This window comes from Streptomyces niveus (assembly GCF_001723055.1).
GTDB lineage: Bacteria > Actinomycetota > Actinomycetes > Streptomycetales > Streptomycetaceae > Streptomyces > Streptomyces niveus.
This window is the reverse complement of the sequence record NZ_MDCR01000320.1, coordinates 1-8,335: the sequence shown is the minus strand read 5'-3', so window position 1 is coordinate 8,335 and position 8,335 is coordinate 1. Positions and strand designations below refer to the sequence as shown.

Annotated in this window: 5 protein-coding genes; all 5 read left to right on the top strand. The window is 71.6% G+C overall.

The window, feature by feature from the left end; genetic code table 11:
- The first annotated feature begins 134 nt into the window (after positions 1-134).
- Positions 135-1,334: a S1 family peptidase gene (locus BHU15_RS30295; protein WP_069630078.1), complete on the top strand. Its 1,200-nt coding sequence runs from the start codon at positions 135-137 to the stop codon at positions 1,332-1,334.
- Positions 1,335-1,485: 151 nt separating this feature from the next.
- On the top strand, positions 1,486-2,505 hold the full coding sequence (locus BHU15_RS30290; RefSeq protein ID WP_255293250.1) for an XRE family transcriptional regulator: 1,020 nt from the start codon (positions 1,486-1,488) through the stop codon (positions 2,503-2,505).
- 135 nt (positions 2,506-2,640) lie between these two features.
- Positions 2,641-4,056, top strand: a complete 1,416-nt coding sequence (locus BHU15_RS30285) for a DUF2201 family putative metallopeptidase (protein WP_069630077.1) — start codon at positions 2,641-2,643, stop codon at positions 4,054-4,056.
- 309 nt (positions 4,057-4,365) lie between these two features.
- A complete protein-coding gene (locus tag BHU15_RS30280) occupies positions 4,366-6,132 on the top strand; it encodes an ATP-binding protein (RefSeq protein WP_209269249.1) in 1,767 nt (588 codons plus the stop codon).
- Between the two features lie 56 nt (positions 6,133-6,188).
- Positions 6,189-8,335 (top strand): hypothetical protein (locus BHU15_RS30275; RefSeq protein ID WP_079128469.1); only part of this gene is annotated, 2,147 nt, incomplete at its 3' end.

The following is an 8,335-nucleotide window of genomic DNA, read 5'->3' as shown; positions in this document are numbered from 1 at the left end:
CACCAGCCCCACACACCCCCCATCCACGTCGCCGGACGAGCGCCCACCCACGAACGCACGCGTCTACCCGCCCTCTTCCCAAGGAGGTTGGCCGCGCGCTGTTCGGCGCTGCTCCGATAGTGAGAGGAAGCACTGTGCAGCTTTCCCGGAAGTATCTTGTCGCCGCGGTCACCGGCGTCCTGCTGTCGGCCTCCGCCGTGACCGGCGCGCAGGCCGCCGACCCGTCCGGTGCCACGGGCCAGGCACCCCGGTACCAGCCCGAGATGGTCGCCGCGCTCGCGAAGACCCTCGGCGGCAGCGAGCAGGAGGCTGTCGACCGGCTCGACCACGAAGCGTCGCAGCAGCGTGAGTTGGCCGCCGTGAACAAGCAGGGCATCAAGACGGACGGCGCCTTCTTCACCAAGGCGGGCACGCTCACCGTGAACGCGCCGGACGCGAGATCCGCAGCCCAGGTGGAGGATGCCGGCCTGACCGCCCGCGTCCCCGAGCACGGCAAGTCGGCGCTGGACCGAATAAAGAGCGAGCTGGACGCCAAGGCCGTCAAGCAGGTCCCGGTCGGCGTCTCGTCGTGGTCGGTCGATCTCGCGTCGGACACCGTCACGGTGGAGGTGAGCAGCGACAGCGGCGCCGCCGCCCGCTCGTTCATCAAGGCCGCCGGAAAGCACGGCGACGCCGTACGCGTCATCCGTGGCCAGGAGCGCCTGGAGACCCAGGCCGTGGTGCCCCCGGGCAGCCGGATGACGTTCAACGGCTACATCTGCTCGGTCGGTTTCGGCGCGCGTGACGCCGCGGGCAAGCAGTACCTGGTGACCGCCGGGCACTGCATCGAGGACCTGCCGGACCTCGCGTACAACAACGTCAAGTTCGCCAAGGGCACCAACTCGCGCTTCGCCGTCGGCACGCGCAGCGTGGACATGGGCATCGCGGCGGTCGACGCCGAGGACTCGATAGGCACGCAGGTCACCACGTACGGCCAGGCCGGGAACGTGGCGGTCCGGGGCAGCACGCGCGCGTCGCAGGGTTCGGCGATGTGCAAGTCCGGCCAGACCACGCAGTGGACGTGCGGCACCGTGGGCTCGTACAACGTCACCGTCACGTACACGGACGCCAACGGCGGTCCCGACACGGTCGTCACCGGTCTCGGCAGCTCCACCGTCTGTACCGAGGGCGGCGACAGCGGCGGCGCGTACATCTCCGGCAACCAGGCGCAGGGCATGACCTCCGGCGGCCCGATCGGGCAGAACTGCACCGGCGTGAACACCCGCGGCTCGTCGTACTTCCAGCCGCTCACCGACGCGCTCTCGTACTACAAGCTGACCCTTAACGTCAGCTGACGCGTCACACCCGTTGGTCCAATTTCTCGCTCTCCGATGCCCCCGGAGAGTCGCGGCGGAGCCGCCCACCCTTCCCGGTGGGCGGCTTTCGTCGTCCGCTTACCATCGGGCCATCGGGCACGGGGGAAGAGACACAGGGAGGGAGCGGGCCATGGACACGACGACCGACGCGACCGACGCGACCGACGCGACCGACGCGACCGACGCGACCGACGCGACCGACGCGACCGACGCGACCGACGCGACCGACGCGACGGACGCGACCGTCGACAAAGACGCGGAAGTGACGTTCGCGGATGTCTTCCGGGACGCCCTGCGCCGCCGCGGACTCTCCCTGGAGCGCGTACGCGACCGGCTCGAAGTCCAGGGCATCGGCGTCAGTCTCGCCACCCTCAGCTACTGGCAGCGCGGGCGCAGCCAGCCGGAGCGCGCGCGGTCCCTGCGGGCAGTGGACGCGCTGGAGGACATCCTCGCCCTGCCCGAAGGCGCCCTGCGCTCCCTGCTGAGACCCGGCCGGCCGCGCGGCCGTACGACATCGGAACTGCTCGACCTGTCCGCCTCGCACCGTGTCTTCGGCGAGAACTCGGACGTGGAACAGGCACTCGGCGCGGACTTCGCGCGCTTCAACGAGGACGTCACGTCCCTCGTCATCCACGAGACGGTCCACCTCGACGCGGAGCGCTGCATACGGCAGATGTCGGTCAACCAGGTGCTGCGCGCCACGCGTGACGGCGCGAGCCGGATGACGGCCGTGCACGTCATCGACGATCCGGCGACGGCGTCGGTGGACGTCGCCGTACGGTGCGGCAAGCTCGGCCGCGTGGAGTTCCTGCCGGAGCGGCGGAGCATCGTGACGGAGATCCTGTTCGGCGGTGAACTGGCCAAGAACGAGACGGTGGTGGCCGACTACACCATCTCGCTCACGCCGAGCCGTGAGGTCTCGACGTATCACGAGCGCCGTACGCGGGTGAGCCTGCGGGAGTATCTGCTGCACGTCTACTTCGACCCGGGCGCGCTGCCGGTGAGCTGCCATCGCTACTACCGGGAGCGGATCGGGGCGGAGATGAGCAGCAGCCGGCAGATCGCGCTGGACGTGTCGAACTCGGCGCACATGCTGCCGCCGAAGTGCCCGGCGGGGATACACGGCATGTCGTGGGAGTGGCCCGCCTGAGTCCGGCCGGGCCCCGCCTGAGGCCGGGCTGCGCCGGGGCTGGGCCTGGCCGGCCCGGCTGGGCCCCGGCGAGTTATCCACAGGGCCGGGGCGACGCCAGACGGGTTGTCAGCCCCCGCCGCTAGGGTTCTCGCCATGACCGAAGCGCCCACGAAGACCCTTTCCGGCGCCGTCGAACTGCGGGACTGGCGACGGCTGTTGGACGATCCGCCCGACCCCGCCGTCACCGAGAAGGGCCGGCTTCTGAAGGAAGCCGCGATGCTCGACTTCGGTGTGCGCGAGAGCGCGATCGCCTCCTGGCTGTACACCAAGTGCCATCAGCAGATCCCCACCCTGGCCGTGGAGACGGCGGCGGTGGCCGCGTCCGGCGACGGCAGTTGCGTGCTGCTGTACAACCCGGAGTTCTTCGCGGCGATCGGTGCGGACGGCGTGCGTTTCGTGCTGTTCCACGAGGCGCGGCATCTCATCCACCGGCATCTGTACGTGGAGGCGGAGCTGCGCGAGGACCCTGTCTTCACGCTGGCCGCCGAGGTCTCCATCAACCATGTGGTGATGCGGCGGCTGCGCGCCGAGCTGCCCAGCCTCCTGAAGGGGGAGACGCGCGAGCCCGTGGGCATCGATCCGCGGCAGATCCATGCCCTGTACGAGGCGGATCTGCGCGCCCAGGGGCTGGAGCCGCTGGCGTACAAGCATTTCGTCGATACGGACATGACTGTGTACGGCGAGCTCAAGCGCATGAGCGACCCGCCCGTGCCCGCCGGCTTCGGCGCCGTCTGCCCGCATCTGGTCATCGGCGGACTTCCGCTGGACGACGAGACCGTGGGCCATGTCGTGGAGGGCGTCCTCGCCGATGTGCTGCGCGCCGCCCTGCGCGGCGAGGGCATCGCCCGTGACGAGATCCTGCACCTCGCGGACCGCTCCGAGGGTGGCAGCGACCGGGTGAGCAAGATGTGGGGGCGTCTCGGGCTCGGAGCGCTGCGCGGCCGGACCGAGCCAACTCGCCGCGTGGAGTGGTGGAAGCGCTGGCTGACGGACACGCTCGCCTCCAAGCTCCGCGACGGCGAGCGGCTCATCTACCCCCGGAAGCACGGCGCGGTGCTCCTCGCGCTCGGGCACGATCCGATGCTGTCGCGGCGCGGCAGGGAGCGTACGAAGGTCGTGGTGGTCGCCATCGACACCTCGGGCTCCATGTCCCAGCGGGTGATCGACTGGCTGATGACACTGATCGGCCGCACCGACGGCGTCGAGACGCACTGGCTGAGCTTCGACGGCGAGGTCATGCCGTTCGTCGCCGGGGAGCGGGTGAGAGGTGGCGGCGGCACGGACTTCGGCAAGGTCGTGGAGTACGTGGAAGGGCGCCGGGAGGTCGGCGGCAAGCGGTGCGAGGTGGAGCCGGACGCGGTGATCATGGTCACCGACGGCTATGCGCCACGGGTGACCCCGGCGCGCCCCGAGAACTGGATATGGCTGATCACCGACGGCGGCGACGACTGGCCCGACCACCACAGCCCGGTGATGGCCTGCCACCGCGTCACGACGGGTGACAGCTAGCGCGCCGCGCCCCGTTGCGTCCCGTCCCGTCCGGGCCGACGCCGTCTCCCTCTCGCTCAAACACAGCCTTTTGTACGTCGGTGCGCGCCTGCGCGCGCCCGGCCACCCCGCACGCATCGCGCATCTCGCCGCACGCACGCACGAGGACTGGATCCCATCACCGTGACCAAGACCGACACCGCGACGAAGACCGACACCGCGACCAGGGCCGACACCGCCCACGACGTCCCCTGGCCCGTCACGGCCACCTACCCGGAGCGGCCGGCCGGGCGCCAACCGGGCGGGCGGCTGGCCGAGTTCATCGACGCCATGATCAGCATGGGGCAGACCGGCCAGGTCTTCGGCGAGCACGGCATCGGCAAGACCTCCACCTTCCTCAGCCATGTCCCGGCCGCCCACCCCGGCACCCGCGTCGTCCTCGTCCCTGCGGCCAACCTCACGCCGGACGACCTGCTGATGAACGCCCCGGTACGGGACGACAGGTCGGGCGAGCTGGTCCTCACCCAGCTGATCATGAGCCAACTCGCCCCCGGTGAGCCCTTCGTGCTGCTGATCGACGACTCGTTGCAGGCCGGCGAGATGATCCAGTCCCAGCTCATGCAGATCGCCTGCAACTGGACCCTCGGCGAACACGACCTGCGCGCGCTCGGCTGCGTCGGTGTCTTCCTCTCCGACAACGAGTCCCTGACCGAGACCGGCTCCGCCCGCAGCGACCTCGCCGTGCTCGACCGGATGGTCACCCTGCGCCTCACCGCGAACGACACGGCCTGGCGCCACACCCTCGCCGCGCGCTACCCCGACTGGGACCTCGGCGAGGTCTTCCGGATCTGGGCCGGCCTGACACCCCGGCTCCGTGCTCTGCTCTCCCCGCGCACCCTGGAGCACGTGCTGGACTGCGCCCGCGCCGGCCTGCCGCTGAGCTGGGGGCTCCCGCTGGTGGGCGGGGTTCGGCTGGCGCTGCGGGATCTGCGGAAGGACGGCGCGGAGGGCGCCGACCGCTCCGCCGAGATCCTGGACTCCGTCGCGACCGCCGTGGGCGCGGCCAACCCGCCGACCGTGGCCGATCCCGTACGCCGCATCCTGCGCACCGCCCTGCGCGAGAACTGGGCGGTGCTGCTGCAAGGGCCGCCCGGCTGTGGGAAGACGGAGATCACCAAGAGCCTCGTCCGGGACGAACTGGGCGCGGAGCCGGTCTACTTCTCGCTCCCGGTGACCAACGTCGAGGATCTGTGCGTGCCGGTGCCCACCCCCGACGGGCGGCTGGACACGCTGCTGACCAGAGCGCTATCGGGGCCGGGCGAGAAGGTGATCGTCTGGGACGAGTACAACCGGCCCAAGGACAAGGCCGCGTTCGCCAAGCTGATGGAGATCACCCAGGAGTGGTCGCTGGCCGGGCGGCCGGTGGAGGGGCTGCGGGCGCAGATAGCCCTGCAGAACCCGCCGTACCACCTCGGCAGGAAGCTCCAGGTCAGCCGGAACAATGTGGCGCAGGCCAGCCGCTTCACGGTCAGTTACGAGGTGCGGCCCGAGGACATCCCGGCGAACGAATGGCTCATCGCCGCGTACGGCGAGGTGGCGGAGACCGTCCTCGAATGGTGGAAGAACGACATCGACGACGAGGGCCGTGACTGGATCACCAAGCGGACGCTGGAGCGCCTGATCAAACTGCATCTGGCCGGGCAGCCGCTGATGTCCGGTCTGATCTATCTCGGCGAGGGCGAGTTCGCGCCGGTGCCGCTGACCGCGCTCGAAGCCAGGCTGGAGGGGATCGGGCAGGAAGTGGCTCTCGGCTTCAAGGAGTTGGTGCGGGACGTCGATCTGTGGGAGAAGCGTCTCGCCGTCGCCTCGGAGATCTCCGCCGAGGGGACGAACGACACGGACATGGTGCACCGGGTACTGGCCAACGCCGAGCTGTCCCAGCTCAAGCGGGACCCCGAGGTGGTGGCCCGGGTGCTGCGCCATCTGCCGCCGAAGCTGCGCGCCACCTATCTCGTCGGACAGACGGCCGCCCGGCAGAAGTTCTGGGTGGCCGCGCTGGCCCGGATGAAGGAGCTTGCCGCCTCGTCGCCCTCCTGAGCCCCCTCTCCGCCCACGACCCTGTTCGCGCCTTCGAGAAAGCCCGAGTCACCGCCATGCGTCTCGCCGACCACTCCGCCGTATCCGCCGCCTACGCCCTCGCCGACCAGGACCTCACCCGCGCCCTGATCCCCCGGATCCGCGAGGAGACCCTGGGACTGCTGCGCAGCGCCGCCCCCGTGCCGCCGTTCCTGCTGGAGGAGGTGCTGGCCTCGCGGGACCCGCAGTTGCGTTCGGCGCTCGTCGCGTCCGCCGGGCTGCGCGGCGAGGTGTTCCACCGGTTGGCGGCGCTCGGGGACCCCGTGGTGGCGGCGAGTCTCTACGGCGTGAGCGGGTGGGACCGCACGCCGACCCAGCGCGCGGCGGTGTGGCAGGGCGCGGCGGCCACGGCCGACGACCCCGGCTGGCAGGGTGAGGAGGGGCTGGTGACAAGGCTGATGACGGTCAAGGGCAAGGAGCTGCTGGAGCCGGCCCTGCTGTCCCCGTTCCCCGAGCTGGTGGCGCACGCGCGGAGCGTCCTGGACGGCATCGCCGAGCGCGCCGCCCGCGCGCAGCCCGGCGGCCGGACGCACCACAGCCCGCCGGCGAGCCGTCGGGACTGGCGGCGCGAGCCCGGGACGACGGAGGAGCTGGTCCGTGACCTTCGGGACAAGGACGTCTCCGGCGAGATCCAACTGCCCACGGCCCCGGGCGCGGTGGACTGGGAGCGGCTGGTCGAGGAGCACCGGGCCGAGCCGTTCGGCGCGCACCGGCTCGGCGTGCTGTGGGTGCATCCAGGCTGTCCGGAGGAGCTGGGCCGCGGTGCCTTCGAGCAGACCACCCGCACCGGCCCCGTCGGCGCCGCCGCCCCGCCCTCGTCGGTGCTGACCCAGGCCGCGGTCGAATCCGACAACGGCCACAGCTTCGCCCGCCTCCTCGGCCCCGGCGTCACCTCCGGAGCCTTCCCGGTCGACCGTGTCCTGCGGGAGGTCGCCCCCGCCCGCAAGGTCCTGTGCGCGCTGCCGGGCGACCACGAAGGCACACAGACCGCCCTCGTCGCCCAAGTGGCCCGGCTGGGAAGGGACTTCGCGCCCTGGCGTGCGGTGTACGCGATGCTTCCGCGCTTCTCCGGCACCGTCACCGAACTCGTGGACGCCGCGCTCGCCGAGACGCCGAAGCACCGTGGGAAGCCGTGGCCGACGCCGAAGGGCCCCGAGTTCCCCAGCCGCCGGCAGCCGAACGGCCGCGCGGCGTGGCTGCGTCTCTACGACGCGGCCGACCACCCGACCCGGTGCGCGCTCGCCGAGCACATGGACGGTCGCGCCATCCAGCAGTTGCTGCTGTGGCACAGCCCGAGCGACGAACTGCGCGCGCACATCGTCCAGTCGCGGGGCCCGGCCGTCCTCGCCGGTGTCGCGTCGGACTGGCAGACCACGCCGGAGGTGATCGCGGACCTGATCCCCTACAACGACCCCGAGGTCAACGCGGCGCTCTTCGTGAACACCAACCTCACGCAAGCCCAGCGCCGCCATGTTCTCTCGGGCCGTCGCTGGCAGGACGGCGCCTCCGTCGACACCGCCGCCGCCGACCGGCTCCCGCTGACGCGGACCCTGGTGCACAGCGTGCAGGAGAGCGCGCGGCGGCCCTGGCTGCTGGCCTGCGCCGACTCGGGCGACCCGGTGCTGTGCGGCATCCTGCTGGGCAGTCCCCGGGCGAAGATCCACACGCGGGCGCTGGAGCTGCGGATGCTGGTACGGCTCTGGGAGCGCCACGGCCCCGACGAGGTGCGGGAGTTGCTGGAGGAGACCGACTTCCCCGGCCGTACGCAGATCAAGCATCCGCTGACGCCGAAGACCCTGGAGACGGGGCGCGCGGCGCTGGCGGCGGAGAAGGACAACGAGGGCGGGCTGGCCGTTCTGCGGACCGCGTCGGAGGTCGCCGGGAACGCGGCGGGCCGGGCGGAGTTCCTGTGCGAGAAGGGGGCGGCCATCGAGAGCGACGCCTGGGAGAGGGCCGTCGAACTCCTTGAGGAGGAGGTCGGCCCCGGGCCGGTCCCGTGGGCCGAACTGGCGGCGGCCCACGCCTCGAAGCCGCTGCACGACCGGCTGCTCGTCCGGCTGGCCCCGCTGACGGACTGCCCGGCCGCGATCGCGGAGGACGCCGCCGCCGCCGGTCTGCGGCTGTCGCACCCGGAGTACCGGCCGCGCCGGACGGGTAAGCCGCC

What these genes read in the sequence shown, in the direction of transcription:
- BHU15_RS30280 (WP_209269249.1), top strand. Translation starts at nt 4,366, where the DNA reads ATGATCAGCATGGGGCAGACCGGCCAGGTCTTCGGCGAGCACGGCATC.
- BHU15_RS30290 (WP_255293250.1), top strand. Translation starts at nt 1,486, where the DNA reads ATGGACACGACGACCGACGCGACCGACGCGACCGACGCGACCGACGCG.
- BHU15_RS30285 (WP_069630077.1), top strand. Translation starts at nt 2,641, where the DNA reads ATGACCGAAGCGCCCACGAAGACCCTTTCCGGCGCCGTCGAACTGCGG.